Origin of the sequence: Bradyrhizobium sp. CCBAU 45389, assembly GCF_028128625.1 — a bacterium.
In the GTDB taxonomy this organism is placed as follows: domain Bacteria; phylum Pseudomonadota; class Alphaproteobacteria; order Rhizobiales; family Xanthobacteraceae; genus Bradyrhizobium; species Bradyrhizobium liaoningense_B.
In genome coordinates, this window is the sequence record NZ_LBIY01000004.1 from 195 (window position 1) to 25,645 (window position 25,451).

General features: G+C 59.3%; 23 protein-coding genes and 7 pseudogenes. 17 read left to right on the forward strand and 13 right to left on the reverse strand.

Features of this window, described 5'->3' with window-relative positions; all coding sequences use genetic code 11:
* Positions 1–81 precede the first annotated feature (81 nt).
* Positions 82–797, forward strand: a pseudogene (locus XH79_RS03780) (transposase); the annotation flags it as partial.
* A gap of 250 nt (positions 798–1,047) precedes the next feature.
* On the opposite strand, the pseudogene XH79_RS03785 reads toward XH79_RS03780, so the two are convergent.
* Positions 1,048–1,264, reverse strand: a pseudogene (locus XH79_RS03785) (DNA-binding protein).
* A gap of 833 nt (positions 1,265–2,097) precedes the next feature.
* Here XH79_RS03785 and XH79_RS03790 point away from each other — a divergent pair.
* Both XH79_RS03790 and XH79_RS03795 read left to right on the forward strand, forming a co-directional pair.
* Positions 2,098–2,676 (forward strand): annotated as a pseudogene (locus tag XH79_RS03790) (DUF932 domain-containing protein); the annotation flags it as partial.
* A 44-nt stretch (positions 2,677–2,720) separates the two neighbouring features.
* A complete protein-coding gene (locus XH79_RS03795) occupies positions 2,721–3,617 on the forward strand; it encodes an ArdC family protein (RefSeq protein WP_271580743.1) in 897 nt (298 codons plus the stop codon).
* 448 nt (positions 3,618–4,065) lie between these two features.
* Here XH79_RS03795 and XH79_RS03800 read toward each other — a convergent pair whose 3' ends face one another.
* The 4 genes from XH79_RS03800 to XH79_RS03815 all read right to left on the reverse strand — a co-directional run bounded on the left by XH79_RS03800 (position 4,066) and on the right by XH79_RS03815 (position 8,152).
* The gene (locus XH79_RS03800; protein WP_271580744.1) at positions 4,066–4,821 is read right to left on the reverse strand and encodes a hypothetical protein; all 756 of its coding nucleotides are present in this window, start codon (positions 4,819–4,821) and stop codon (positions 4,066–4,068) included.
* Entirely contained in the window at positions 4,822–5,190 is a 369-nt protein-coding gene (locus XH79_RS03805) for a hypothetical protein (protein ID WP_271580745.1), read from the reverse strand.
* An 840-nt stretch (positions 5,191–6,030) separates the two neighbouring features.
* Positions 6,031–7,692, reverse strand: coding sequence for a hypothetical protein (locus XH79_RS03810; protein WP_271580746.1), 1,662 nt, complete (start codon positions 7,690–7,692; stop codon positions 6,031–6,033).
* A complete protein-coding gene (locus XH79_RS03815; RefSeq protein WP_271580785.1) occupies positions 7,682–8,152 on the reverse strand; it encodes a tyrosine-type recombinase/integrase in 471 nt (156 codons plus the stop codon). The genes XH79_RS03810 and XH79_RS03815 overlap by 11 nt, the downstream gene beginning before the upstream one ends.
* Before the next feature lie 302 nt (positions 8,153–8,454).
* Between XH79_RS03815 and XH79_RS03820 the strand changes: the two are divergent.
* The 4 genes and pseudogenes from XH79_RS03820 to XH79_RS03835 all read left to right on the forward strand — a co-directional run.
* Positions 8,455–9,095: pseudogene (locus XH79_RS03820) on the forward strand (DUF932 domain-containing protein); the annotation flags it as partial.
* Positions 9,096–9,242: 147 nt separating this feature from the next.
* Positions 9,243–9,875, forward strand: a pseudogene (locus tag XH79_RS03825) (ParB/RepB/Spo0J family partition protein); the annotation flags it as partial.
* Between the two features lie 677 nt (positions 9,876–10,552).
* On the forward strand, positions 10,553–11,530 hold the full coding sequence (gene amoC, locus XH79_RS03830) for a bacterial ammonia monooxygenase, subunit AmoC (RefSeq protein ID WP_271580747.1): 978 nt from the start codon (positions 10,553–10,555) through the stop codon (positions 11,528–11,530).
* Entirely contained in the window at positions 11,466–12,323 is an 858-nt protein-coding gene (locus XH79_RS03835) for a methane monooxygenase/ammonia monooxygenase subunit A (RefSeq protein WP_271580748.1), read from the forward strand. Before amoC ends, XH79_RS03835 begins: the two co-directional genes overlap by 65 nt.
* A gap of 166 nt (positions 12,324–12,489) precedes the next feature.
* Here XH79_RS03835 and XH79_RS03840 read toward each other — a convergent pair whose 3' ends face one another.
* Both XH79_RS03840 and XH79_RS03845 read right to left on the reverse strand, forming a co-directional pair.
* Positions 12,490–13,314 (reverse strand): IS5 family transposase, encoded by an 825-nt coding sequence (locus XH79_RS03840; protein WP_271580749.1) that lies wholly within the window; start codon positions 13,312–13,314, stop codon positions 12,490–12,492.
* 104 nt (positions 13,315–13,418) lie between these two features.
* Positions 13,419–13,559, reverse strand: a pseudogene (locus XH79_RS03845) (IS110 family transposase); the annotation flags it as partial.
* A gap of 29 nt (positions 13,560–13,588) precedes the next feature.
* Here XH79_RS03845 and amoB point away from each other — a divergent pair.
* The 6 genes and pseudogenes from amoB to XH79_RS03875 all read left to right on the forward strand — a co-directional run bounded on the left by amoB (position 13,589) and on the right by XH79_RS03875 (position 19,150).
* Positions 13,589–14,832: pseudogene (gene amoB, locus XH79_RS03850) on the forward strand (bacterial ammonia monooxygenase, subunit AmoB).
* 147 nt (positions 14,833–14,979) lie between these two features.
* Positions 14,980–15,477 (forward strand): hypothetical protein, encoded by a 498-nt coding sequence (locus XH79_RS03855; RefSeq protein WP_271580750.1) that lies wholly within the window; start codon positions 14,980–14,982, stop codon positions 15,475–15,477.
* A 14-nt stretch (positions 15,478–15,491) separates the two neighbouring features.
* Entirely contained in the window at positions 15,492–15,851 is a 360-nt protein-coding gene (locus XH79_RS03860) for a copper resistance CopC family protein (RefSeq protein ID WP_271580751.1), read from the forward strand.
* The gene (locus XH79_RS03865) at positions 15,851–17,428 is read left to right on the forward strand and encodes a CopD family protein (protein ID WP_271580752.1); all 1,578 of its coding nucleotides are present in this window, start codon (positions 15,851–15,853) and stop codon (positions 17,426–17,428) included. Before XH79_RS03860 ends, XH79_RS03865 begins: the two co-directional genes overlap by 1 nt.
* Positions 17,407–17,787, forward strand: coding sequence for a hypothetical protein (locus tag XH79_RS03870; protein WP_271580753.1), 381 nt, complete (start codon positions 17,407–17,409; stop codon positions 17,785–17,787). Before XH79_RS03865 ends, XH79_RS03870 begins: the two co-directional genes overlap by 22 nt.
* Before the next feature lie 832 nt (positions 17,788–18,619).
* The gene (locus XH79_RS03875; protein WP_271580754.1) at positions 18,620–19,150 is read left to right on the forward strand and encodes a copper chaperone PCu(A)C; all 531 of its coding nucleotides are present in this window, start codon (positions 18,620–18,622) and stop codon (positions 19,148–19,150) included.
* A gap of 81 nt (positions 19,151–19,231) precedes the next feature.
* Here XH79_RS03875 and XH79_RS03880 read toward each other — a convergent pair whose 3' ends face one another.
* Positions 19,232–19,816: a hypothetical protein gene (locus XH79_RS03880; RefSeq protein WP_271580755.1), complete on the reverse strand. Its 585-nt coding sequence runs from the start codon at positions 19,814–19,816 to the stop codon at positions 19,232–19,234.
* A gap of 146 nt (positions 19,817–19,962) precedes the next feature.
* Here XH79_RS03880 and XH79_RS03885 point away from each other — a divergent pair, with 146 nt between their 5' ends.
* Positions 19,963–20,082 (forward strand): DUF736 family protein, encoded by a 120-nt coding sequence (locus tag XH79_RS03885; RefSeq protein WP_271580756.1) that lies wholly within the window; start codon positions 19,963–19,965, stop codon positions 20,080–20,082.
* Here XH79_RS03885 and XH79_RS03890 read toward each other — a convergent pair.
* Positions 20,076–20,534: a hypothetical protein gene (locus tag XH79_RS03890; protein WP_271580786.1), complete on the reverse strand. Its 459-nt coding sequence runs from the start codon at positions 20,532–20,534 to the stop codon at positions 20,076–20,078. The two genes, XH79_RS03885 and XH79_RS03890, sit on opposite strands and share 7 nt — an antisense overlap.
* Positions 20,535–20,623: 89 nt before the next feature.
* Positions 20,624–21,532 (reverse strand): alanine racemase, encoded by a 909-nt coding sequence (locus XH79_RS03895; RefSeq protein WP_271580757.1) that lies wholly within the window; start codon positions 21,530–21,532, stop codon positions 20,624–20,626.
* 768 nt (positions 21,533–22,300) lie between these two features.
* Here XH79_RS03895 and XH79_RS03900 point away from each other — a divergent pair.
* Complete coding sequence (locus XH79_RS03900; protein ID WP_271580787.1) at positions 22,301–22,540, forward strand: cold-shock protein; 240 nt, start codon at positions 22,301–22,303, stop codon at positions 22,538–22,540.
* A gap of 31 nt (positions 22,541–22,571) precedes the next feature.
* On the opposite strand, the gene XH79_RS03905 is transcribed toward XH79_RS03900, so the two are convergent.
* Entirely contained in the window at positions 22,572–22,913 is a 342-nt protein-coding gene (locus tag XH79_RS03905; protein ID WP_271580758.1) for a hypothetical protein, read from the reverse strand.
* 721 nt (positions 22,914–23,634) lie between these two features.
* On the opposite strand from XH79_RS03905, the gene XH79_RS03910 reads away from it, so the two are divergent.
* Positions 23,635–23,961 carry a DUF736 domain-containing protein gene (locus tag XH79_RS03910; RefSeq protein WP_271580759.1) on the forward strand — a complete coding sequence of 109 codons (327 nt, stop codon included), beginning with the start codon at positions 23,635–23,637 and terminating at the stop codon, positions 23,959–23,961.
* A 107-nt stretch (positions 23,962–24,068) separates the two neighbouring features.
* On the opposite strand, the gene XH79_RS03915 is transcribed toward XH79_RS03910, so the two are convergent.
* Both XH79_RS03915 and XH79_RS03920 read right to left on the reverse strand, forming a co-directional pair.
* Positions 24,069–24,485, reverse strand: coding sequence for a hypothetical protein (locus XH79_RS03915; RefSeq protein ID WP_271580760.1), 417 nt, complete (start codon positions 24,483–24,485; stop codon positions 24,069–24,071).
* 164 nt (positions 24,486–24,649) lie between these two features.
* Entirely contained in the window at positions 24,650–24,883 is a 234-nt protein-coding gene (locus tag XH79_RS03920; RefSeq protein ID WP_271580761.1) for a helix-turn-helix domain-containing protein, read from the reverse strand.
* Between the two features lie 231 nt (positions 24,884–25,114).
* Between XH79_RS03920 and XH79_RS03925 the strand changes: the two genes are divergently transcribed.
* A complete protein-coding gene (locus XH79_RS03925) occupies positions 25,115–25,378 on the forward strand; it encodes a DUF2285 domain-containing protein (protein WP_271580762.1) in 264 nt (87 codons plus the stop codon).
* Positions 25,379–25,451 lie beyond the last annotated feature (73 nt).

The window sequence follows — 25,451 nt, forward strand, 5'->3', positions numbered from 1 at the left end:
TGATCTGCGGCCGGCAAACTGGACCATTTTTGGCTAGAGTTTCGCTGCGTAAATCCCCTCGGCTGGGAGGAGCGACGGACCATGAAGGCCTCGAAATTTTCGGACGCCCAGAAGGCGTTCATCCTGAAACAGGGCAACGACGGGGTTGCGGTGGCGGAGATCTGCCGTAAGGCCGGGATCAGCCAGGCGACCTACTTCAATTGGAAGAAGAAGTATGACGGGCTGCTGCCGACCGAGATGCGCCGGCTGAAGCAGCTCGAGGAGGAGAACGGCAAGCTGAAGAAGCTGGTCGCGGACCTGTCGCTCGACAAGGAGATGCTGCAGGACGTGATCCGCCGAAAGCTATGAAGCCTGGTCGGAAGCGCATGCTGGTCGACGCGGTTCGCAGCGAATGGCAGGTCTCGATCTGCAGGACCTGTGACGCTCTCGAATTTGACCGCTCGACCTACCACTACAAGTCCCGTCGCTCCGGCCAGGCTGCCCTTGAACAGAAGATCAAGGAGATCTGCCATGTGCGTATCCGCTACGGTTATCGTCGTGCTCACGTTCTGCTGCGTCGTGAAGGCTGGCGCCATGGCCAGAACAAGACGCGGCGGATCTATCGCGAATTGGGCCTGCAATTACGCAACAAAACGCCCAAGCGCCGGGTCAAGGCCAAGTTGCGCGACGACCGCAAGCCGGCAACGCGGTCGAACGAGACCTGGGCGATGGATTTTGTCCACGATCAGTTGGCGACGGGGCATAAGCTGCGCGTGCTCACGATCGTCGATATCTTCTCCCGCTTCTCACCGGCGCTGCANGGGCCGGACTCTAACTCCTTCTGGAGGAAATACGCAGTGGCAGGTCAAACCAAATCAACTGGATGACCCCAGTTGCATTATTGCGGATTGTAGACAGCAGATTCGAGCTTCCGAACTGGCTGGTTAGCGTGGATATTTTGGATGCTAAAGGATTGTCTGATTTACAACTACCCCATTTGGTCCGAGCTCAACCAAAAAATCTGGAGGCGGTAGTAGATGCTTTTCGTGGTCGCAGCCGTCCCCACTGCTAGCTCATGTCCAGTCCTTTCGACGCGCGACAAACCACAAGATTCCTTCTATCCCATGACTCAAGTTCGTCCACCGGATATAAGACGGCTTTGCCGATCTTGACATATGCGGGTCGCGATTCGCATCGCGCGCCAGTTCCGCAGCGTGCCCACGGTGACCTCGCCACGGTATCGTGCAGACACTTCCTCGGGAGTAAGGAATTTGGCGTCCGCCATTCGTCTTCTCCATCACTCTACCGCATGAGACGTCACTGTAGAGATGGCTGCGATGTTGACATCCAGAATGAGGGAAGAAAACGACAATCTCGACGACCCCGTGGCTCGCCTCAAACGCGGTCGGCTTGGAGCGTCGACAGTCGCAGGATGGCGTGAAGGTGCGTAGCAAAAATACTTGCGCCTCGCGGTCGTAGGTACACGAGGTTTCGATGGCTGCGGGCCGCGTGCGCAAGGAAAACTATCAAGTGATACACCGAGCCGGTCGCTCAAAGATGGCTGGTTTCAGGATCTTGCTCGGAGACAAACCACCACCGGGCAGCATGTCCGTTGCAGAAAGAAGCGTCCTCGTGCTTGAGGATCAGGAACGAGTCGATCGCATTTGAGATCAGTTCCTCAAAAACAAGATACCGGTTCGAGCTAATCTTCGTATTTTGATGCTGCCGATATCGAGCGTCGTTTGGTTTCATCGCTGACGTGGTGATCTCTGAAGGTTGTTCGGACGATGTGCGGGACATCAAGTCAAGCTGCCGTATGGAAATGTTGGAATACCCGCAAACCGGGACTAGTTTTCCGTTCGCCTCGTTTTCGGTGCACTAAACTTTTCGAGCAGATCCATCGGGTTACGCGACCTGTTGATCTGATGACATTCTGAACGCCGGGAGAAGACCCTTGAGGGAAAGCCTTCCCCTGCGCTCGAGCCTGTGGTCTCGGCCGACCCCTTCTGCGGGGAGAACCCCGCAACGCCCCGATCAGAGTGAGAGGGCGGACGGGCTTCGCCGTGACGGGTTGAAGAACGGAGGAGAAACCTCCGGCGCCTGTCGTGGAGATGACCCATGACCCAAGTCGAAGTTCTGAACGCCGCCCGCGACCACGTTGGCGGCTACAAGGTGGACGTGACCCGCGGCGAGCGCGTCGGCCGCGTATCGTCGGAGTGGTTCTCGAGGCCGGCGGACGAGCGCTATCTGTCCCTGTCGGACCTCTATGCCGCCGTGCGCGGACGGACAGAACGTAGCCGAACCCGAATTGTCGAAAGCGCGGCGATCCGGATTGAAGCCAGCCGCGACGATGCCGAGCGGCTGGCGCTGCTGATGCCCGGTTCCGACGCGCCGATCGCGCCGACTCACTGGAGCTTCGGCCAACTTGCCAGTCTGGTCGGAGCGCCGGCGGCATACCTCCGTCAGCTTCCAGCGCCGCTCGCCGGCATCAACCTGCAGTTCGGCTTCAGCTCTCATCGAGCCGAGCAGGTCAAGACGCTCGAGATAGAGGATGGTCGCGTCGAGCTTCGCGCCGCTACGGGTCCCGAATATGGGCGCATATTTGACCACGAACTCGTGGCGGCTGTTCAGCGCATCGCCGGCAATGGTACGGGCGACACGCGCTGGAAGATCCCTGGCTTAGGTCATTTTGCAACTGTATTCTTGAGCGCCGCCCCCTCCTGCGCAGGGAGGGCCTGATCATGGCGATTCAAGATCGGGCCGACGTGTACACCCGCGTCACGGCGGAGATCATCGCGGCAATCGAGCAAGGTGCAGGCGAGTGGCACGCGCCGTGGTTTCACAATGGCACGAGCGCCGCACGGCCAACCAACATATCATCCGGCAAGCGCTACCGCGGCATAAATACGGTGGCGCTTTGGGTTGCGGCCATGGCCGCCGGCTACGGCGATGGTCTATGGGGAACCTACAGGCAATGGCAGGCCGCAGGCGCGCAGGTCCGCAAGGGTGAGCGTTCGACCATCGTCGTTCTGTGGAAGCAGATCGCTTCCTCCGAGCCCGCTGATGACGATGACGACGATGATGAAGGTGGCCGCCGCCGGATTTTCGCTCGGGCATTTTCGGTGTTCAATGCCGCTCAGGTAGACGGATACGAGCGTCCGCCGGCGGACACACTGCCGGAGAACGAGCGTCTCGCGCATGCGAAGGCGTTCATCACCAACCTCGACATCAAGACCGAGTTCGGCGGATCGGATGCTTACTATCTTCCGTCTTCGGACACGGTGTTCATGCCGGACTTCGTTTCTTTCCGCGATGCCGCGTCGTTCTATGGGGTGTGGTTGCACGAGACCGGCCACGCCTCGGGGGCGAAGCACCGGCTTGACCGCGATCTCTCGGGCCGGTTCGGTTCGGCCGCCTATGCCGCCGAGGAATGCTGCGTCGAGATTCTCAGCGGGTTTATCCTTGCCGATCTCGGGATCGCTCACCATCCGCGCCCCGATCATGCGGCTTATATTGCCTCGTGGATCGAAGTGCTTAGGGCCGATCCTCGCGCAATCTTCACGGCCGCGAGCAAGGCGCAACAAGCGGCTGATTGGATGCACGCGCAGCAATCCGGTCGGCATGAACAGGCCGCTTGATTAGCGGTTGCGGGTGTTAGGCTTCGTCCCAAGCAGATGCACGGGAGACCGCAACGCCCGCAGTTCCGCATCAAGCTTCGCTGCCCGTTTTTCGGCGCGCGCAGTTGCCAGTTTGACTTTATGCACGCGCCTGAGCAACCTCGCATTCTCGGTTGCCAGCCCGCGAGCCTGCTCTCTGAACTCCGTTGCGACGGCGCGCCAATCGGTTGCCGGCGCTTCTTTCGATGCCACCGTAGCGTCGACCGGATGCGAAGCGGCCTGCAGCAACTCCGCAACGACATCACGATGATTGACGTAGATTGCATTGCGCCCGACGCCCGCTTCACGGCAAGGGCGGCGACCGACAGCTTCAGGCCTCCCTCCTGCGCCAACAACCGCGCCAGCGCCGCGCGCAGGCGCTGGCCGGTGGCATCACGGCGCTTCTGCTGGGGCGTGATGCACCGTTTTATCACCGGACACTATCGCTCTCCCCATCCAGTCCCCGGAGGATTCGGTCACATTCGACGATGCGATCTTGAGCGAGTTTTCGGCTTTTATCGTCGAGGGCAGGATGTTCAAGCAACTGAGCATTGCGCACCATCCGATCTTCCCAGACGGCTCTGTGGCGCTCGCTCACGGCGAAGTTGGCGCAGCGGGCGCATACGCTCTGCGTGCGAAGGACTGCATTCGGTCCATGATCATCACCCTGGCAGGCAGAATGCTCGCGACGATAGAGGCAATAACCCCAGTCGCACACTCCGAGCACCATCCCGCTGTCTTTCAGGATGAAGTCTATATATTCTCCGAGGTTGCTATCCTGTGTGCGGCCCCGGAACGGCGACCGTGACGCGATCATGCGCCCGGCATGGCCCGACAGATTTGATGCCGCCAGAAGGTCCTCCAGGGCTGCCCGCGTTTCCTTCAGGATTTCGTCGTTGATCAATTCGGCGAGCTCGAAGTCTGTGCCCACATAAGCGGTATCGGTCATCACTCGGCTCACATGTCCGAGATGCTCCTGGAGGGCATGAAGGCCTGTCCTGTCACGCTTGCCGATGAAGCGTGCGAACGTCTTCCGTCCTTGATGCGCGTTCAGGTGCCAAGGTCTTCCTTGATGAAGAGGAAGGTCGAGCATTGTTCGGAAGCTGCTGTTCAGCCGGACGCCGAAGGCCCGACAATGCGGGATGCCGATCGGCTGTCGCAGCAGCGTTGGATCTCGCGTCAGCATCTACAAATTGCTTGTCCCAAGCTTCTTGCGGATGGGTGCCGACAACCGCTCCAGAACGTCGATGACGAGGACCACCGGTTCGGGTGCGATCCAGCGATGGGGCTTGCCGCCGTCGCCCGTTGCCATCTTGTAAATCCGTCCATGCAGATAGGTGATCTCCTGGCCATCCGGACCAACATGTTGCTCTATGCATCCTGCCTCGAGCCCGAGGATTTCCGAGACGCGCGCGCCGACGAGCCAGGCGATCACGACGAAGCAGGCATCGTAGATGCGCTCGATCAAGGCGTGGATGTCTTTCAACTGCACGACCGGGGTATGCCAGGGACTGTCTTCGTCCGGCAAGGTCGAGAAGGTGAAGTCGTCGAGCATCCGGTGAGCCTGTCCTTCCCGCAGGCGTAGGCCTGCCGCCAAGCCGATAGGCATAGGCAACTGCCGCCAGATCGCGGAGCGTGATCACGTCGTCAGCTGGTGTGCCGATGAGGCGCAAGGCGCCGCCGATCAGCGCCGTTGCAACTGGGTCGGGTGTATGGGGGAAGCCCCGACTCTGCCGATCGAGGCGCGGAAGACGAGGGCCGTGTTCATCCAAGAGCCACTGAAGATCATCGGGGACGCCGTCGATTAGCTTCTCCCGTTGGGCATGGAGGCGCGCCAGGGTCGACAAATACCCAGCCCGAGTGCCCAGCGACAGGGCTTCGCCTTTTCGTCCCGGGCGTTCCCTCAGCGTGATCATGAAGCGGGCTGCAGCTTCGGCATCAAGCTGATTGAAGCTGTCATAACCTTCACCGACCATCCAGCAGACCAGAACGCGCATCTGGTTGAAGATCGAGATCAGGGAGCCGGGTCCGAGCCTGCGCTTGCCCGCCGGTGGATCGGTCCTGAGCGACCACAGGAAGCATTTGACGGCCTCACGCAGCGGCGTCCCTGTCGGGTCGGTAAACCGGCTCCCATCGGGAAGCTCGAACGACCAATCGATCGTCCGGCTACTGTCGGTTACGCCTGGCCGGGTGAGATCGAACCGCCATGTGTCATCATTCCAGGTCGAGGTCGAGGAGATTGCCTGAGGCAATGCGGGAGTACTTCTTTTGCTCGGTGCAGGCAGCGCCATCGTTTCACTCCAGCGCCGGTAAGACGGGCAACGAGGCCATCAGGGCGCGCGCTTCGCCGTGGAGCTCGACAGGGAAGTCCGGCAGAATATTCTCGACGAGAAGATCATGGCTGGACTTGTAGATCAGCGTCCACCGCTGCGGGTCGCGACGCGAGCGCGCCTTTTCCAGTTGTTCGATCGCCAGTAGAATGCGCGCCAGATGGATTGCATCGATCGGCACCACCAGGCCCGGACAGGCAGCCGCCGAAGTGCGGACAGAGCTTTTCGCCACCTGCGGTCGGATCGGTACAGCGATGGCCGAACGACTCCGCGGCATGTGCCGTCCCTGACGAACATTGCCCGGATTCGCCACGGGGTTCGACGATCCAGGCCACCATCATTGCCTGTAACGTGGCGATGGTCTCGTGCTGGAGCGCTCGGCTTTGATCTCCCCTGATATAGCGATCGGTCTGTCCCGGGCTGCCATGATTGAGCACGGCCTGCGCCGCCCGCACGTCCCCGCCCGATGCCCTATAGTGCTCGATGGCGACGCTGCCTCGGAACATCCTGGTGTGGAAGCGCGGCAAGGCGATGCGCGACTGATCGGGATTGTCGGCATTCCACGCGTCGATACGACGGTTCACCCGCTCGATGAATCGAGCCATGGCGGTTTCAAGGGTCGTACGCTGGATGACGCCAACGTCCCGGCCTGGCCTGCGCATCAGGAACAGTCGATCCTTTTCGCTCGCAGGTGCGCGCGCCGCCAGTGACGCGGTCATTTTAAGCACCTTGTCGATGAGATTGGGTGCCGCATAGCGCCGCCGGCGATCGAAGGACCGGCGCTGCGCCCGTTTGAACAGATGTCCGGCGCGGCCCTTCCGCCAATCGATCATCGTCCGATGTTCGATCAGCGGATGAGGCTCGATGCAATCGCGGTCGATGAGCCGAAGCGCCTCGGCGTTTCCCGCCGTCTGGATCGCAATGGCGATGAAGAAGGAAGCCAGGCAGTCTGGCGTTACGTGAAGATGGCGTTCGAACCAGTCGTGTCCACCATGAAGATATAACCTTCGACCGAGCCGGTCCGGCAAGGCACGACGCGATGGCATCACGCCGTGCCCGAGGCGATGTAATTCCCGCAGGATCGCTTCAAAGCCATCCGGATCGTCGCTTTTTGCCGGAGCCGCAAGCAGTCGCTGTCCTTCCTCGAAGAGTGCCCAGGCATCGTCGATCTCTTCATAGCAGGACCGCAGGATAGCCTTGAGCTGCGAGCCGGACAGCCGGCCGCCTTCCTTCAGCGCATGCCTGCCGGGAAACGGATTGAAGGGGAAGGATGGGCGGATCGGCAACAGATCCGGCCGCCGTCTCGCCATCCACTCGGTCAGAAGCTTGACCGGCTGATAGCGATTGTGACGCAGGCCCGGAGCACAGGGTTTACCGGTCCGGGAAGGCAAGGCGTCCAGCCATAAGATGTATCGGCCGAACAATTCGGTCGTTAAATCAGTAGGGGAATGAACACTGTGGCCATCGGCTAGGAACCGGGCGAAGAACTTCAGTGCGTTCCAGCATTGGTGACGCATGCCAGGTGACGACGCCGCATGATGCCCCCGGAACGCCTCGGCATAGGGAGCATCAAGTTCGGCTGGAAGATTGAGTTGCCCGAGGTCGAACCGCTGCGCCAGTTCGCCCCACGCATCCCGGAACAGCACGACCGGCCCACCTTCAATCGAGACCGTGGGCTGGACCTCATCCGATAGCCGGCGGTCGATGCGACGGCGGTCAGTACGCATCGTCGATCACGCGTCCGTAGAGATACTCGATCGTTTCGGCGATCTCATCTCCATGCAATTCGACACAGCGCAGATAGATCGCTGTCGTCTCGATCGAGGCGTGGCCAAGCAGGACCTGAAGGACCTTGAGGGGATTGATGTCGGGATTGCGTTGCGCTTCCGCCTGTAGCCGCACCAGCATGACCGTCGCGAAGGTGTGCCGCAGCCAGTGGGCCGAACCATCCAATCCCGCTGCGGCAAAGCCACGTGCGAATGCGGCCGACAGCCGGGCTTTGGTGACGGGCAGGCCACGCTTGTTGAGGAAGAGAGTGTTCGACGGCACGTAGTCCGGGTTTCGCCGTCGCAACCGCGTTATCTGCGCCGCACGGCCTTCTCCGATATACCAGTTGGTGCGGTCGATGAGCTTCAGCGGCGGATAGACCGTGCGCCTTCGGCTGCCCCGAGTGCGCCCGCAACTCACCCTGCTCAATCAGATAGGCGAAGGCAGGTTCGATAATCTGCATCTGATTGGAAAGGAGAAGCGGAAACTCGGCCGGGATTGGAGGATAGCCAGGCGCAGCACGAACGATCATGGCCATGGCACGCGCCTCCAAAGCGGTCCGGATCAGCGTTGCGCCGGGAAATCCGCTCCGGGCTTCGGCTACGCCTCCGCCCTGCGCGGATCTCCCGGCGCAACGCTGAAGGCACGCTGACGCTCACTCAAAGGCGTCTGCGCTACCGTCTCATACAAGACTATCAGGACAGTTCGGTGACGCGATCTATCCTGGCGTGCTCGACTGGTCGACTGGCGTCTACAATCCGAACGTCGATATCACCCGGGATACGACGACGCTCTACGCGTCCGATCGCGATGTCTTCCTGTTCCTGGTCGACGATCTCAATCCGATCGAGGCCGGCCGGCTGCGCGACGGTTCGCCCGACCTCTACTTCCGTGGCTTCTACTGCTGGAATTCCGAGGTGGGCGCGAAGACGCTCGGCATGACGAGCTTCTATCTCCGCGCCGTCTGCCAGAACCGGAATCTTTGGGGCGTCGAGGATTTCGAGGAGATCACCATCCGCCACTCCAAATACGCGGCCTCACGCTTTGCGCAGGAGGCAGCGCCGGCGCTGGCCGGCTTTGCCAATTCCTCACCGATGCCCTTCGTCAACGGCATCAAGGCGGCCCGGGAGAAGGTCGTCGCTCGCACCGACGAGGACCGCAACGAATTCCTGCGCAAGCGCGGGTTCTCCAATCCGAGACAGCGAGGATCATCGAACGGGTGTTGTCTGAGGAAGGGCGCAAGCCCGAAAGCGTGTTCGATTTCGTGCAAGGCATCATAGCGGTTGCGCGCGGCAAGACCCATCAGGACGCACGACTCGATCTGGAGGCCCGCGCGAAGAAGCCGCTCGACCGCGCAGCCTGATACCTGGAAAACCGGATATGCGGAACGGCTTGTCTCCGGCTTCGTGCCTTTGGCGCGGCCCTTGAGAGGAAGAGGGCCGCGTTGCGCCTCGTGACGGGTTGGAGGACCAAAGAGAGTCTTTGGGCCGCCCGTCGCGGAGTATCACCCATGGCTAACGCCATTCAGAAGATCACCCTGTCGTCTTCGCGCGACATTCCCTTCAACAAGCTGGTGCTCAGCCAGTCGAACGTCCGGCGCGTGAAGGCCGGCATCTCCATCGAGGAGCTGGCCGAGGACATCGCCCGGCGTACCCTGCTCCAAAGCCTCAATGTCCGGCCGGTCCTCGACGCGGAGGGCGCCGAGACCGGCATGTTCGAGATCCCGGCCGGCGGACGGCGCTACCGTGCGCTGGAGCTGCTCGTGAAGCAGAAGCGCCCGGCCAAGACCGCGTCGGTGCCCTGCGTAGTACGCGATCCAGCAACCGCCATTCTCGCCGAGGACGACTCGCTTGCCGAGAATATTCAGCGCGCGCCGCTACATCCGCTCGACCAATTCCGGGCATTCCTGGCCTTGCGCGAGAAGGGGCAGTCCGAGGAGGACATCGCCGCTGCCTTCTTCACGTCGGTTAATGTCGTGAAGCAGCGGCTGCGCCTCGCCGCGGTGTCGCCAGCGCTGCTCGAAATCTATGCCGACGATGGCATGTCGCTCGAGCAGTTGATGGCTTTCACCGTCGGCGCAGATCATGGGCGCCAAGAGCAGGTCTGGCAGGCCATCTCCGCCTCCAATGCGGCGGACCACTACACGGCACTAAATGGACACGATATGCTCAGGATGGACGGCTTGGTGCGAGCTTCACACGAAGAGTTGGCTTGAACTCCAGGCCGCGCTGGCCAAACTGAACATTTCACATTTCGATCACATTTCGATCATTCTCATCATCGGCGATGGCGACCGTCCACGTGCGTGCGAGGCGTGAAACGCCCGTTGGAGCGAAGGGCGTCAATGGCCGTCAGGCTTGCAAGGCTCCGACGTGGTCTGACACTACGTGATCTGGTAGCTGCTCAAGCCGCCTCGTCGGTGGTTGAGTAAGGCGATGATGGACGAAGTAGACAGAACCGAAACTGAACGACGACGTTGTGGTCACCTCGTGCAGATTAGGAGGATGCAGAACCGCCTGCTCAAGGCGATCTCCATCTGACCGAACGTCCTCAGGCTATCTGCAGGGGTAGGATGTTTACGCGTGGAGACGCACTGAATGACCGAGCGGGATATGCACTCATCCTTGGCCGGCTGCCGACGGCTTGGCAACTCCATCATCAGGCCGGGCATTCCGCACCAATGCGTACTCATCGGAGAGCGGGTCCGCCGTGCAGGCCGAAGTGCAGGTCCCTGCTGAGCGGCTATGCGTCTTGGATTCCCCAGCCGATCAGTCAGTGCCTCTGTGTCGATATTTGTTAGGATAAAGTCGAGAAGCAAAAATGTCTGGCGATGCGTTACCTCGCATGGCGAATGTCACGGTCATCAAGACCTTTGATATTGATTATGGATTGTTCGCGTTTGCGATGGTCGCGCTGACGATTCTGTACATCAGCGCGCGTCTGTATCAGCAGGCTTTTGGTTTCTCCATGGGGCTCGATGCGAACTCGCCGGAATTTGACCGATACTGGATGACGCTCTTCAGAATCGAGTTGCCGGTTCTATACGGCGCGGGCGTGCTCTGCTGGTCGTATCTCTTCCTGACGCGTGATAGGAGCATTGAGACCGTCACGCCCGAGACCGAGTTGCGCAGGTACTTCTATCTGACCATGTGGCTCGTCGTGTACAGCTTCTGCATCTTCTGGACGGGCAGCTTCTTCGCCGATGGAGATGGCGTCTGGCATCAGACGACCCTGAGGGACACGCCGCTCACCCCCAGTCACATCATTCTGTTCTATGCGACCATCCCGATCTATCTCTTCTTTGGGGTCGGCAGCTTTGTCTACGCGATGACCCGGATCCCGGCCTTCTGCAGGGGGGTCTCGCTTATGCATGCGATTGCTGTAGTGGGGCCTTTCCTCATATTGCCGAATCTCGGTTTCAACGAATGGGGACATGCTTACTGGCTGACTGAGGAAATCTTCTCGCATCCGCTGCATTGGGGTTTCGTCGTTCTTGGATGGTGTGCACTCGCGTTGGCGGGCGTTTTGATGCAGATCGTCGAACGGTTCAGAGAGCTCATACCACTCGTGTTCAAGCAGGATGCTGCGGGAAGCCCGACGGACGCGAACCCGTTTCGCGACGCGTCGGAAAAGGCGGTCCGGAAGCGCAGCGACAACGATACAAGCCAACGAGCGTTTCTGGACGGCGACCTATCTCCGGGAAGAGTAAGTGAACCCCAGCGGCGAGGGAAGAGTGACCTCAACGGCCGACATCGATGCAGCGGCGAGTCCGAGAGAGAATACCCGCTTCAAGGATAAGAAGGGTGAGACGGTCATTTCTGTCTCTGGTCTAACGCCCAGTGCAGCCAGATACTCTCGCCTGTTCGACGTCCTCGTCGTGGCGGCTGTGGTGACTATCTTTGCGGGAGCAATCCATCTGCATGTTATGCTCACGGTCGGCGATTGGGACATGTATGTCGACTGGAAAGACCGGCAGTATTGGCCCCTGGTCATGCCTGTCGCCATGATCATGTTTCCTGCTGCCCTGCAGGCGATCTTCTGGGTCAACTTTCGTTTGCCGATCGGTGCGACGGTTGGCGCAACGGCGTTGCTCATTGCCACCTGGATCGGTCGTTACGCGAATTGGTGGTTATGGACAGGTTTTCCCTTCACGGAAGGCGTGCCGTCACAGGCGCTCGCGGGGGCATTGTTGATGGATATGACTTTAATCGTCCTTCGCAATAGCCTGTTCACATCCATCATCGGCGGCTTTGCGTTCGGTTTCGTATTTTGGCCATCGAACTATTCCGCATTGGCTCCGTTCTATCTCCCTGTCGAGCACCAGGGAGTGGTCGCATCGTTAGCCGACATGATCGGTTATACATTTCCGCGTTCGAACATGCCAGAGTATCTGCGTATCATTGAGCGCGGCACCCTCCGCACTTTCGGTAGCTCGGTGAGTTGGGTATCGGCGGCATTCGCGGGCTTCATCTGCATATTCATGCACCAGCTTTGGTGGCGGCTTGGACTTTTTGCGTCCCAGGCAACGTTCCTCAAGAACAGCGATGTCGTCAAATCCTTCATGGGTATAAAAAGCAGCGTCGCGTCCTAAGAGCCTGACTCAAAAAGCGTAGACGCTTTCAGGGTCTGGCCAGACGGCGAGTTAGGAGCCTCAGATGGGCGACGTGGGGCTTTCTCGATCCCCAGCTCCGCCGGTTTCCATCACGCTGTCATCTACCCTCACACCTTAGAGCCTGACTCAAAAAGCGTAGACGCTTTCAGGGTCTGGCCAGACGGCGAGTTAGGAGCCTCAGATGGGCGACGTGCAGCCAGGCGAGCTCGGTGGCGGCAGAGCCTTCGAAGTCTTTGGACAGGCGCCGGCATCTGCCGAGCCATGCAAAGGTTCGCTCGACGACCCAGCGCCTTGGCAGGAGCTGGAAGCCTTTGACCCCATGCGGTCGCTCGACGATCTCGATCGTCCACGGCCCGCAGTCTGAGAGTGCGTTGACGAGCTGTTTGCCGCGGTAGATCCGGTCGGCAAAGACATGCTCAAGCCTTGGGAAGCGGCCTCGCAAGTCCTCCAACAGGGGAACGGCACCGTGGACATCCTGAATGTTGGCGGGATGAACATATGCAGCCAGCAAGAGACCGTTGGTGTCGGTCACGATATGGCGCTTGCGCCCATGGAGGCGCTTGCCGGCGTCGAACCCGCGTGCCCCGCCGGCCTCCGTGGTCGAGACGGTCTGGCTATCGATGACGGCAGCTGTCGGTTTGGGCTTTCGTCCCAGTTTCCGGCGCGCCTTCCGAACCAAGGCTTCGACGATCTCCTGCCATCTACCTGTGTCGCGCCAGGCGTAAAAATAGCCCTGCACCGTCGAATATGGCGGGAACTCCTTCGGCAAGGCTCGCCATTGGCAGCCGCTCGACAGAATATAGAAGATCGCCCGCACGATCTCGCGCAGATCAACCTCCCGCGGCCGGCCCAATCGTCGTCGCGGCGGCATCCTCCGGGCGATCAACGCCCACTCTGCATCGGTCAGATCACTTGTGTAACGCAGTCCACTGCGCTGATACTTGAGACGAGCGGCTTTGGTCCACGGCATGGTGTCCTCCCTCGAATCTTTGCAAATCCGAAGGAATCACAGCCCCGCTAAAGCCGCTCACCTTTTTCGGTCAGGCTCTTAGGGTGACCAAAAATCGCGGCAGCTCAGGCCGCGAGCTTAGGCCGATAGAACTCACCGGTCGTCATCATTGCCCAGATGATCCGAGCCCACTTGTTGGCGACAGCGACGGCAACAACCATGGGCCGACGCCGTTCAAGCAGAGCTTCGATCCAGCCACCTCCGACCGAAGGACATGAGCACGGGGACTGTAGGCATGCTGCTGAAGCTTATCAAATTCGCTGCCGTTTGCGTCGCATTCATCGCCGGCGTGTCTCATGCGGCGGCTCATGGCGAACGCGCTCAGGAGCCATACCTGAGGACCAGAACAGTGCAGTTCTACGATGTTCATTTCTCCAAAACTGACGTGAAGGTGAACGAACGTTTCGAACTGACGGGAAAATTCAGGTTGATGCAGGACTGGCCGGATGCAGTGACCCCGCCGGACATCGTTTTCGTATCAAGCATATCGCCGGGGCCGACCATTGCCAGGATCGAAACATACCTCAACGGGCAGCCAGCGAGGCAGTCTTTCGCGCGGCTGGAACTTGGCCGAGACTATGAGTTTCGAATGGTTCTTGGGGGCGCACACCGGGCAGTAGCCACATTCATCCCTCGATCTCAATCAAGGGCTCTGGTCCGTTGGTCGGACCGGGGCAATGGGTAAACATCTCGGGTGAGGCGCATTCGTTCGCATTTCCGATCAAGACGATGACCGGTCTGCAGATCGAGGACTTGCAGACGTTCGGGCTGGCTCATGCGGTCGGATGGCATTTGGCTTGGCTGGCTGTGGCTGCGGCTTGGTTGTCGTTCTGGCTGGCTCGACCGCTAATTCTGCCTCGATGGCTTGTCCTGCAGAAGGGGCGGGAGGATTTGTTGATTTCGTTGAGAGACACTGGCGCTGGGATCATTGTGTCGGCGATTGTTCTTGTCATGGTCTTCGGTGGCTATGTCCGGGCGAGCGCGGAATATCCATACAATGTGCCCCTCCAGAGCGGCTTGAACAGGGTCGCCCCGCTTCCGGCAAGCCCTGCTTACGCAGAAATCAAGGTCATATCGGCGACCTATGACGTGCCAGGCCGTTCGATGAGGTTGGCGACCCAGATAACCAACAAAGGATCAGAACCTCTCTCGATTGGCGAACTTACGACGGCAAACATTCGTTTCCTCAATCAGAGCCTCCCAGTGGTAATGGCCAATGTCGATCCGTCCTACCCAAGAGACCTCATCGCACGCACGGGCCTTAAGCTCAGCAGTGATACGCCGATCAATCCCGGTGAAACGAGAGAGGTGCGCGTTGAGGCAACGGACGCCGTGTGGGAATTGGAGCGACTTGTCAGCTTCCTCACCGACGTGGACTCCAAGTTCGGCGGGTTATTGCTCCTCTATGCCCCCAATGGGGAACGCGTCATAGCAGAGATGGGCGGACCAATCGTGCCCGTATTCACCGAACTCAAGTAGGGTTTGGGTGTGTGAATGTTGCGAAGACGTCAGGCGCGAACGGCTGCGAGCCGAAGAGGGGCGTTCCGGACCGCGCGGGTGATGGCACTAGTCGCTCACATTATTCCTGCCGCCGTCCGCGAAGGTCATGCGCACGGAGCGGTGTCCATGGAGGCTGACCAATGTAAGCTGAAAGTGGACGGCTATTTCATGCATTTTACTGGCTATCAGCCGCAGAGCTCGAGAGCCGAATTTTGTGAGGACATACCGGAGGTCGGGCGAACAATCATTGTTCTCGATTTCGTCGACCAGTCCCTTCGAGACATCCCGGTCAGCGTGAATCTGGCTCGACATGATGGCGCCCGAACGGGGGACACGATGAACACGCCATCCAGCATCCTCTACATTCCACCGAAGAAGTATCCGAACGGAACGATCAAGATCGACGTCAATTTCGAGCAAGCCGGCAGATATATCGGGATGGTGGCGATCGAGAATGGCGAGCGAAACGTGGCGAAATTTCCGTTCGACGTGGGACGAGGCTGGAGTCTGATACGCCTTTTGGCCTGGTGTCTGGTCCTCGTATCAGCCGCCATCGGGACGTTTCTATGGGCCTGGCGACGAAACGCGATAGCACAAAATCTACCTGCGGCGAGCGAGAAGTGAAGGCGAGTAGTTCAATGAAAAGGTTCGTGATTGTGCTGATGGCTGCGCTGATCGGAACGCCGAGTGCAGTCCTCCCTCATGCGCATCTCATGCGCTCGACGCCGCAAGATGGCAGTCGAGTTTCAGCGCCGATCAAGGCAATCGTCCTCTCCTTCACCGAAGCGCTTGAGCCGCTGCTCATCAATGTCACCCTCTTTCGCGATGATAAAGCCGTGTCAGGGCTTTCGCAGCCCTTGCTAGCCGACAATGGACGAACCGTGACTATTTCGCTGCCGCATCTTTCTGCCGGGCTCTATACCGTCAGTTGGAACGTTGTCTCCATTGATGGGCATCGCACGGAAGGCAAGTTTAAGTTCGTCTACTGGGGACCTTGATGGAAACGGTCCTCTCACTTGCGCGAGGGACTGCTTTTGCCTCCACGGCAGCTTTCGGCGGGGTTTGCTCGGGTCTGGCGCTGTGGCGCGATGGACTTGAAAGCCGCACCCAGTCGCTTTTCACGACGATCGCTTCCACCGCAGCATTCGCAGGATTCGCCCTTGGTGTCCTGTTCTTAACGGTTCGGACCATTGCGCTTCTTGGTAAGCCGCCCTCGGCTATCAACTTCAGCGACGTGCTCTTCATCATTCTTGGCACCCGGTTCGGGAGAGCTCAGCTTGCAGCGCTTGGATGTGTGCTCGTTGGTGCCGCGAGCTTGCGACTTCTGCACAAGCCAGGTCTTGCCGCGATTGTCAGCGTATTGTCGCTGCTGATGGGATTGTTCTCGAGTCACTCGGCGGCTGGCGGGACTATTGCAGACCTCGTGATCAATATAGCTCACGTTGTTGCAGCAGCGCTCTGGTTCGGAGGACTGTCAGCCCTCGTTGTCGCAATGGCTCACCAGTCAGCGGCGAGGCCTGAAGGGCCGTCGAGGCGGCTCAGCGGCTTTTCGAACATTGCGCTGCCACTGATGTCGCTCGTGGTCGCGACCGGCGTAACTCTAGCGATTGAAAACGTCGGGACTTGGCCGGGCTTGGTGGCGACTGAGTATGGCTGGCTCCTAATGGGGAAGCTCGCGTGTGTCGGCATGGCCCTGATCTGTGCGGCGTTTGTCCGGCTGAAGCTCTTGCCGTTGCTAAGGTCCGAGAAATCAGTTCCGCCGCTCGCGATGGTCTTGAAGACCGAGCTAGCCTTCGCATGTCTGGTCATACTACTTGCAGGGTGCCTGTCTCAGGCGATTCCATCGAGACATGTCGAGATAATCTGGCCGCTTTCGTTTCGTCTGGATCCAGCGGTTGCGTGGCGGACGGTTCCGGGAAGTCGCCTTCTGGCCATTGGCGGCTGCGTTGCCTTGTCTGTGGGGAGTATGGCCGCCTTTGTGCTCGGCCGCGCGGGAATGTGGCGATGGGCGACGATTGTTGCTGCCGCTGGAGTTGGCGTCGGAGGTGCTTTCGCGCTGCCTGCGTTGTCAGTCCCGGCCTATCCGTCGACCTACGCGTCGGTTCCAGTGCCGTATGACGCGGAAGCGATCGGCCAGGGATACGATGTATTCCGCGCAAATTGCGTAGCGTGCCACGGCCAAAGGGGCAGAGGCGATGGCCCGCTGGCAAATGATTTGAAGCCGCCTCCTGCCGATCTCACCGCGCCGCACACGACCGATCATACGATGGGAGACATGTACTGGTGGGTGAGCTATGGCTTCCCATCCTCGGCGATGCCGGGATTTGCCGACCGTCTCTCGGACATGGACCGTTGGCGGGTAGTCGAGTATGTGATGGCTCTATCACTTGGCTATGAAGCAAGAGTTCTGGGCCCCGAAATCGCGGCGGGGCAGCCGTGGCTGCACGCGATCGACTTTCCGACGTGCAGCGGCGTTGCTCCGACAGAGAACTCGAAAGGGGGGGGGGCGATGGGTCCGCAAAGCTTGTGTCGATCTTCCGGGATGGCGCTCGAATGCAGCACCTGGATCAGTTGATGCAACATGAGCGCGACATTGCGCGAGCAGGTGGAGTGATCGTCGCGGTGCTGCCGTCTCCTTCCGAAAAGATCGCGTCTGCCGGCGTTCTGAGAAATGTCTGTGTCGTGTTCGACGTGGATCATCGTATTGCCGCTGCATGGAATCTCTATCGGCGCACGATGAGTAACCCTGGCTTCCATGACGACGATTTGCCGCCATCGATCATCGAGTTTCTCATCGATAGATTCGGGTTCGTGCGCGCGCGCTGGCGTTCGGATGAGACGGAGGGGTTGGCCTCGCCCTCCCAATTGGTCGAAGCCATGACGCAACTCCGAGCCGAACCAGAGATAAACAAGAGAGGCGTTCATGATCATTAGTGTGCAGGTAGATTATCACTTCGCATGCCGTCTGGCTCGCTTTTTGCTTCGGTGACTGAAGATCGCGGTAAGCATGACACTCACTCGGGACACCCCGTCGTTCACTTGTGACGGGAGCGGTCTGCGGCCGGCAAGATCTCAGGGCATGACAGGCCATGACAAAGGACCCGACAATCAACCTCCGCGCAGTCTGTGGTCCTGTTGGCATTTGGGTGGCAGCAAGGCATTCGAACCATCAGCTGATGCGCACCACATCCGACGGGGCCGGCTGGCGTCATACGGTGGATTGCAGGGCGACCAATCTCGGCGGTCTTCAGGGAGCCCAATCTGTCTACAAATCAGAACCGCAGATGGACTTGCGCTGATGATTCGTGCGCCAGCGTGCTGTCTCCCCGACCGTGCTTACAGACGTCTCGTGGTTACTCCATCCGCAAGCGTCCATCGGCGATCCCTAAACGGTCATATGGTCTGACGACCGAGGCTTTGAGGCGAGTGACAATGGTCGGATACAGCGATCACCTCTGCTCAGTGATCTGTCGGTCCGCAAGCAGGCGGAGAATGCCCAATTCGCAGAGAGCAGCTCCTGCATCGATAACCGGCCCCTCGGCTGTTTTGGTGGGCCCGGACGGCGCCCGTTGCATAGGAAGACTTCTCATTTCGAACGTCAGAAGAACGAAGTCGTAAGATGGTGACGAAAGAGGACCCTCAACTCCGTTGCCGAAATGTCCCATGCAGCGACCCGAAAGATCCAAAAAGGACAATTGCGACACACGTTCCTGATCGCCTTCTCCGAACATGGGGTGGCAAGCGCAAACGCGAACAGAGGAGGCCCATGATGCGTTGGAAACCTGCGACGTTGATGGCAAGTGCAACGGCGTTGCTTCCGTTGATCCGTGTTGTTGCCATCCTGGCTTTGGTCAGCAGTGCCGCCGCCAGTCATGAGTTGGAGAGCGGAGCACTCCTGATCCCACATCCTTGGGTCGCGGCCAAGGATATGACCCACGCCGCAACGACAGCCTACGTGGTTGAAATCCAGAACAGAGGCGCGAAGCCAGATCGGTTGCTCGGGGCATCACTTTCCGGCAAGAAAGGAATCTTGCAGAAAGCCGTTGCAGGCGCTCGGCCAGCGAGGTTTGCCGCGCAAGATCAGGGCTTCCCAATCGAGCCCGGTGGTTTCGTTCGTCTTCAGCCCAATGGGGCGCGGATCCTGTTTGAGGGACTACACGGCGCACTTACAGAAGGAAAGATGGTCAAAGGGACGCTGGAATTCGAGAAGGCCGGTACGATAGCGATCGACTTCATGATAGAGCCGGCGAGTCTGGCTGAAGAAGATGATAGGCCAATCCATCACCATCACGACTAAGGCGCCAGGAAAGGGGGGGAGCACCGCCGACAGCAAACGAGACAGGATGAGACTCCGCCGATTTGGTTGGCAATCGCGTCATCACACCTTGATCCTCGAGGTAGGCGATGAACAGCTTGGCGCACTCGACTCGACCGCGTCCTTGTTGAGGTCGCCGCGGAAGCGCGGCCGATGTCCCGCTTCGATCAAGGCGACCGAGGCCGCGTGCGCCTCACGGATCGCAGGAAGCGTGTAACCTTCCCCGCGCGCCCAGTGCGTCCAACTTGCAAGCAGCCGCATCCTCTCGACGATGGTAAGTGGCGTATATCGGCGCCCACGGAGCCATTGAGCAAAGTCGGCCGCGTGGTCTGCGGCCATTCCCGCCTTCAATCGGTCCCAGACCGCGTTCTTACGGACATAAACACCTGTTGGCATGTCGCCCCCTTCTGCATGTGGATGGTCGAGGTGGTTGCTGTTCTGAACCTCAGTCAGCGGTTGTGCCGGGCGCATTCGTGTCATGCGTGTCCGACTGGAGCCGGTCGGTTCTCCGGGCGTGCCGTTTGGCCCGCGTCCATACCGGCCTTTTTCTGGCGGATCACGCGCCACAATACGCTCGCTGCGCTTGCCGACCTTTACCCGCAATGGCTTGTTCGCGATCTTCTTCCCCCTGCCGCTAAGCGGCGGCATTCCTCGCGAGGCAACAAGATCGCTCAGCCCGCCATCCTCCGCTGACGCTGGGGGCCAAGAGGCTGCGGGTCAGTCGTTGCGGCGCTCAGAGATCGCCATCAAGGCGGCGATGGTCGCGGGCTTGAACACAGCACAGGAGATCCACCATGTCCCAGATCGGTTCGTTCACCCGCACCAACGATGGCACCTATACCGGCACCATCAAGACGCTCGCGATCGATGCCAAGGCGCGCCTCGTTGCTAGTATGTTTATGAACAACTACTGAATGGCGGCGGGCAACATGGTAAGTTCATCCTGTCCTACAGCCACGATCTTATCAACCGAAAACCCGTTGAATCGCGCCATATCCGTATAGGCGCCCACATTCTGGAATTCAATCCAATCGCCTTCGCTCAAATCGCGTGGCAGTGAATACGAGAATCCAAGCCTGTCCATGCTGTCGCAAGTTGGGCCAAAGATGATGAAGTCCTGCCACTCCTCAGTCTGGATCGGCTGTCCCCCACGCCAAGCGCGGGCGGGGAGCAGAAAACATTGTCGGGCAGGTGAGAGCCCGCTGTAGATGCCCGCGCCGCAGTAGAGCGCCTCACCTTTTCTTAAGATCACGCGGCAAAACAAAGAGATGCTATCGTGAACCAGTGCTCGTCCGGGCTCACACAACAGTTCAACACGCTTTAGTGCATCCGTTCCGCGCACCAGTTTCGTGATCTCGGAGAGCATGCGCAAGGGAGAGTGATAGGGGAAGTTCAGATAATGGCCGGGAAAGCCGCCACCGATATCGAGCGCTGTGGGGGCCGGAGAAACAGCTTCTATAATGTCGACGGCCGCCCGAATGCCATGCAGATGGGATCGACAACGATCGTTTGGGAGCCTGGGTGAAAGGACAACCCCGTGGTCCAGCGCGATTGCGCGTTGACGAGATCCAGCAGACGGCTCGCTTCGGCGGGCGAGGCACCAAACTTGCCGTTTAAGTCTATGATGGCGCACGTCGCGCTACACTTGAACCGGACGTAGATTCGTATTTCCGGATCATGCAACGGCAAGGCTTCGAGGAGCTTCCGCAGCTCGGCTTCGCAATCGATGACATAGTCGCGAACTCCCAGATCGCGAAACGTCCGTTCGATATCGCGACGAGATTTCACGGGATTCATGAACCATGAACGGGCCCCGGGAATAGTGGAATGGACAAGGTGGGCTTCGGCCAGCGACGCTACGTCGAATCCAGCCACTCCGGCGCGAGAGACCGCGTGAAGAATTTTGGGCAACGGATTCGCCTTCACCGCATACAGCACGCGTCCCGAGAAATGCTCAGTAAATTCGCGCGTGACGGATGCAAGACGCCCCTCATTGAGCGTATAGAAGGCGTCAACTTCCGCCCTTTCCAATGACCTTACCAAGCTCATATTGGACCATTCCTCTCGCGCCAGACGCGGAGTAGCCAGCGCCGTTGTTGCCTGCAGCGAGAGCAATGACCATGCCAGCGTTCCTCGCGCATTAAACCGCCTGGTTACGCTTTGAAACAGTTCGCCATGCGCCACGGCGCGCGATGTCTTGGATCTTACAGCTTTTGTACACGGCTGTGAAAAACCAGACAAAGATCGCAGGGCCGACGCATCCGGATCGTGCATCACGGCCTTAATCTCTGGTTGAAATTCGCTCTGGCCTAAGACAAGGACCAGGCTATAAACCGGGGCGGCGGCCGTCAGTTTGAAGGCCAACTAGACCAGGGTCGGACTCAATCCACCCACCAAGTGAGGGCGGCTGCCGGTGGGGAGAGCCGAATGGATACCCACAAGAATGTGCCACTGACGCCGAAAGGTCGAGAGGCAATGGTGCGGAGCGTGAGCGAAGGCCGCTCTTGCCCTTGGTGCGGACTCGATATGGCGCGCAGGGCCCGCGGACATCATCTCGGGTCGAAAGACAACACTGATTCACGAGCTCGAGCGCTCGATGTGCTGCCGGCATTCCCTGAGCTACAACGCTATCCTTTCAAGCGCAGCCATCTGGTTGCGCTGCGCGCCAACGAAATACCGATCACCCCGACCCGATCCATGACGCCGAGCGCGATCGCTGGCGCTGTCCGCGGGGCTTCATGGACACGACAAAGATTGTAATGGGTCCACGTACAGGACGCAGTCTACGACGCGTCATGATCCTACTCAAATCAGCTGCACAAAAGGCTCTTGAATCGGCGTGCTTCTCGCGCCAAAAACGAAAAACCCCGGCATGAAGGCCGGGGCTCCCGTGATGCCACGGCGTACATCCGGCCGCGACAACCAGGCGACAGTTAGCACGCGGTTTTCGAAGAAAATGTGACCTTCGCGTCGTCGTTCTTGAATGCCGGCCGATTTCAAAGTGCTTGTACGACCATCACGTCGGGCATTTTATTTCCTCTGTCCAAGAACCTGCGACCGGGCGAGACAACGGATCCCTTCAAGCTAATATTCGCGCGGAGACTTGCGACCGGATCGTTGATTGATTTAGATATGAACGTGTTCTTTCTTTTTGGAGCAAATGACGTGGCGTTAGGGACTGTTAAGTGGTTCAACCCGACGAAAGGCTATGGATTCATTGCGCCGGATGACGGTGGCAAAGATGTTTTCGTGCACATCTCTGCGGTAGAGAAGGCCGGCTATACCTCGCTCGTTGAAGGCACGAAGGTCAGCTACGAGCTGGTGACGAACCGCAGCGGCAAACAAGCCGCAGAAAATCTCCGCCTAGGATGAGGCGGAGCTCGGCGTCCTGGCATACTTTGAGCTAGCCTGAATCTCGTGGTTTTGAGACCTTTGGAAGATATCTCAGTTGGCGCTCGAGGGCGGCCAAAGTCGAGCGGGCTGAATCCAAACGTGCGGTCGCCTCAGTTAGGTTGGCCCACGCTTCGTTCTGCCGCGAGACAGCTGCCGAGCCGATCTTAATGCTATTCTTAAGACACCGCGTGTTTTGGCTGCGTAAGGCGCGCCCCAATTCAGGCAGTATCCTGGTCAGCGCTCGATGCGCGGAACGTTCTTTTCGCTCCAGGCCGTCGACCACGGCGAGGGCCTCGCGATAGTGCCGTATCGCTTCGATGGTTCTGTGTTCGAGGTTGCTATTGTCGCTCATCCGATTCTCTTCTCCCTCAAGCTCTTAACGGGTACCGTCCTGCACGAGATCCTCCCTGGGCTGCACGGCTAATATGTCGTGACCTCTGCGCCGTCCAGGGAAAGGCCTGGCGACGGCCGATAGCGTCACATTGAAGGGGCGGATCAGGCATCCAGCGCGCTCGCGAATCTTGTCTTTGAACTAGACTCAGAACGGCCCAAGCGTCGAGACTCGACCGATCATCGCAGAGTGGCAGTTTCGTGGCAGTCCTTGGGCGGCACCGACCAAACGGCGACGGATCACAGATACGGCCAGCCGCTCTCGTGAATGTGGTGTGCTGTCGACGCGCTATCGTGAAAGCGGAGATCCGTCCACCTGCAATAAAGAGAGCTTATCACCACTGGATTCGGTTGTGCCAACTCTTTCAGTGGACTCGCAGATCGCCACGCTCTCCTTGATGTCAGCTCTGTTCGGACCGAGCGCACCAACGGCCTCTTCGATGGATTGATCTGGCCGAAGGACGGCTGACGCCTCGACCGCCTATGGCGCAACGGCGCCGATCGACTTTCTTCCCCTGCCGGCTGCGCCGTCATTCCTCGCGAAACAAGAAAGTCGCCTGGCTGCCATCCTCCGCTGACGCTTCGGCCCCTTCGGGGTGCGCCGTCGATCGCCTCCGGCCTGTCGATCACCATCGAGGCCGCAAGGTGCGGGCTCGGAAAACTTCAGATCAAGGAGAACTACCATGGCGACCATCGGCACCTTCAAGAAGACCGGCAACAACGAGTTCAACGGGCAAATCGTCACCCTCTCGCTGCAGGCGAGAAACGTCCGCATCGTCCCCGAAACCAGCCGCTCGGGCGACAACGCCCCCAGCCACCGGATCTATGTCGGCCGCGTGGAGATCGGGGCCGCTTGGTCAAAGCGCTCCAACGAGGGCCGCGACTATCTGGGCCTCAAGCTCGACGATCCGAGCTTCACTGCTCCGATCTTCGCCAACCTCTTCGCCGATGAAGAGGGCGAGGGCTTCAGCGTGATCTGGTCTCGTCCTAACCGTCGGAACGGCGACTGATCCGACCCGCAATGCCTCGCCCGGCTCGCCCGGGCGGGGCATCGCTAAGCTCTAGAGCTGGCCGCGCAGAGCTTGGCGAGCCGGTGCACGTGCCGGATCGATCCCGATCAACGAGCGCGAGCCTGCCCGGCCTTGATCGGCCGTCTCTGATTGGCCTCCAATACGGTTTCGACGATGTCTCCCCAGTCGGGGCAAATTGCGACGAGACGATCCAGCACCGTAGGATCGCGCTCGATCTGGCCGAGCGCCTGAGCGCGCCATTGGTCGTTGAAGCTGATGCTCATCAACCCCAAACATTCGACGACCGAACTGTCAGGCGGCAAGTGTTCCAAGATTGCCGTCACTATGCCGGTCCATTGTTGAAGTAGACGCCAATGCTCAGCGGCGGGTCCGCCCTCCAACTTCTCTTGAAGGAGATCAATCAGCAAGAGTAAGCGAATCCGCCAAGGTTGGGGCCTGAGGTCCCGGACGTAAGCGTCCACGACTTCGCGGATGTCGGCTGGCAAGTGCTCGTACAGGGTCATAAAGCCCACTCCATCTCACTCATCACGCCCTTCCATCCCTGGACAGGTATGCGTCTTTGGAGACAGACCAGATTTTCGTAAAGTCGCCTATCAACTTATGCGTGACGCAATGCCGAGTTGATTCATAACGTGCCAAGGCTGCGATGTGGCATAAATTCGTTGCGTCATCGACCACGATGAGGATGAACCGCCGTTCGTTTGATCAGATCGGTTGCTTCGACCCCAAGGGCCTCCGCGATGCGGCCGAGCACCGTCACGCTGGCCGACACATCGGCGCGTTCAATTGCGCCGATGTAACGGACACTTAGCCCGGCACCATCGGCCAATTCTTCCTGCGTCATCTCCTTCTTATGGCGGATCCGACGCAAATTGATCGCCATGACCTCCTTGAGATCCATGGCGACAAGGGAACTCACATCGGAACGATCGTTCCAGGAACGATCGTTCCGATTCGTACCGGGCCGTGTTATTCATATCGTCTGGCTTGGGCCTGGTTTGCCACTTCCGGGGAGCACCGCGATGCGATTTGCGCATCACGGCACAAATCGCGTACGACGGTTTCCCGGCTTGCAAAGTTCCGGAGCTTAGATGAGTTCTAATCGCTGCATCCTTGCTGAGGGGCAATAGCAATGAACGAGGCGCCATTCCAGGACAGCCCGCCAATAACTGATCGCGTCAATGCCTACGACGAGAAACATCTCGCAATCTACGTTAGGTTGTTAATAGCCGAGGAGGAGGGCGCCGACTGGCGTGAGGTGGTCAACGTGCTCTTCGGCCTCGACCCGGCACGCGAACCGGATCGTGCCAAAATCGTCCACGACAGCCATCTCGCCCGTGCGCGATGGATGTCGGAAGCCGGATATCGGGACCTTTTGGAGCCGCGGATGCAGTGAATTTGCGTCCGATCACACAAATTGTGACATCGCGTGATGCAACCTAAGGGGCTAGTTTCTTGTAGCGTCTTTC

Excerpts from the sequence above, each read along its gene's own strand:
- XH79_RS03795 (WP_271580743.1), top strand. The coding sequence starts at position 2,721 with ATGGCGATTCAAGATCGGGCCGACGTGTACACCCGCGTCACGGCGGAG.
- XH79_RS03890 (WP_271580786.1), bottom strand. The coding sequence starts at position 20,534 with ATGCTCTCCGAGATCACGAAACTGGTGCGCGGAACGGATGCACTAAAG.
- XH79_RS03925 (WP_271580762.1), top strand. The coding sequence starts at position 25,115 with ATGAACGAGGCGCCATTCCAGGACAGCCCGCCAATAACTGATCGCGTC.
- XH79_RS03840 (WP_271580749.1), bottom strand. The coding sequence starts at position 13,314 with ATGCCGTGGACCAAAGCCGCTCGTCTCAAGTATCAGCGCAGTGGACTG.
- XH79_RS03885 (WP_271580756.1), top strand. The coding sequence starts at position 19,963 with ATGTCCCAGATCGGTTCGTTCACCCGCACCAACGATGGCACCTATACC.
- XH79_RS03800 (WP_271580744.1), bottom strand. The coding sequence starts at position 4,821 with ATGCTGACGCGAGATCCAACGCTGCTGCGACAGCCGATCGGCATCCCG.
- XH79_RS03865 (WP_271580752.1), top strand. The coding sequence starts at position 15,851 with ATGGAAACGGTCCTCTCACTTGCGCGAGGGACTGCTTTTGCCTCCACG.
- XH79_RS03860 (WP_271580751.1), top strand. The coding sequence starts at position 15,492 with ATGAAAAGGTTCGTGATTGTGCTGATGGCTGCGCTGATCGGAACGCCG.
- XH79_RS03805 (WP_271580745.1), bottom strand. The coding sequence starts at position 5,190 with ATGCTCGACGACTTCACCTTCTCGACCTTGCCGGACGAAGACAGTCCC.
- XH79_RS03810 (WP_271580746.1), bottom strand. The coding sequence starts at position 7,692 with ATGCGTACTGACCGCCGTCGCATCGACCGCCGGCTATCGGATGAGGTC.
- XH79_RS03855 (WP_271580750.1), top strand. The coding sequence starts at position 14,980 with ATGGAGGCTGACCAATGTAAGCTGAAAGTGGACGGCTATTTCATGCAT.
- amoC (WP_271580747.1), top strand. The coding sequence starts at position 10,553 with ATGTCTGGCGATGCGTTACCTCGCATGGCGAATGTCACGGTCATCAAG.
- XH79_RS03900 (WP_271580787.1), top strand. The coding sequence starts at position 22,301 with ATGAACGTGTTCTTTCTTTTTGGAGCAAATGACGTGGCGTTAGGGACT.
- XH79_RS03905 (WP_271580758.1), bottom strand. The coding sequence starts at position 22,913 with ATGAGCGACAATAGCAACCTCGAACACAGAACCATCGAAGCGATACGG.
- XH79_RS03870 (WP_271580753.1), top strand. The coding sequence starts at position 17,407 with ATGCAGCACCTGGATCAGTTGATGCAACATGAGCGCGACATTGCGCGA.
- XH79_RS03875 (WP_271580754.1), top strand. The coding sequence starts at position 18,620 with ATGATGCGTTGGAAACCTGCGACGTTGATGGCAAGTGCAACGGCGTTG.
- XH79_RS03880 (WP_271580755.1), bottom strand. The coding sequence starts at position 19,816 with ATGCCGCCGCTTAGCGGCAGGGGGAAGAAGATCGCGAACAAGCCATTG.
- XH79_RS03920 (WP_271580761.1), bottom strand. The coding sequence starts at position 24,883 with ATGGATCTCAAGGAGGTCATGGCGATCAATTTGCGTCGGATCCGCCAT.
- XH79_RS03915 (WP_271580760.1), bottom strand. The coding sequence starts at position 24,485 with ATGACCCTGTACGAGCACTTGCCAGCCGACATCCGCGAAGTCGTGGAC.
- XH79_RS03910 (WP_271580759.1), top strand. The coding sequence starts at position 23,635 with ATGGCGACCATCGGCACCTTCAAGAAGACCGGCAACAACGAGTTCAAC.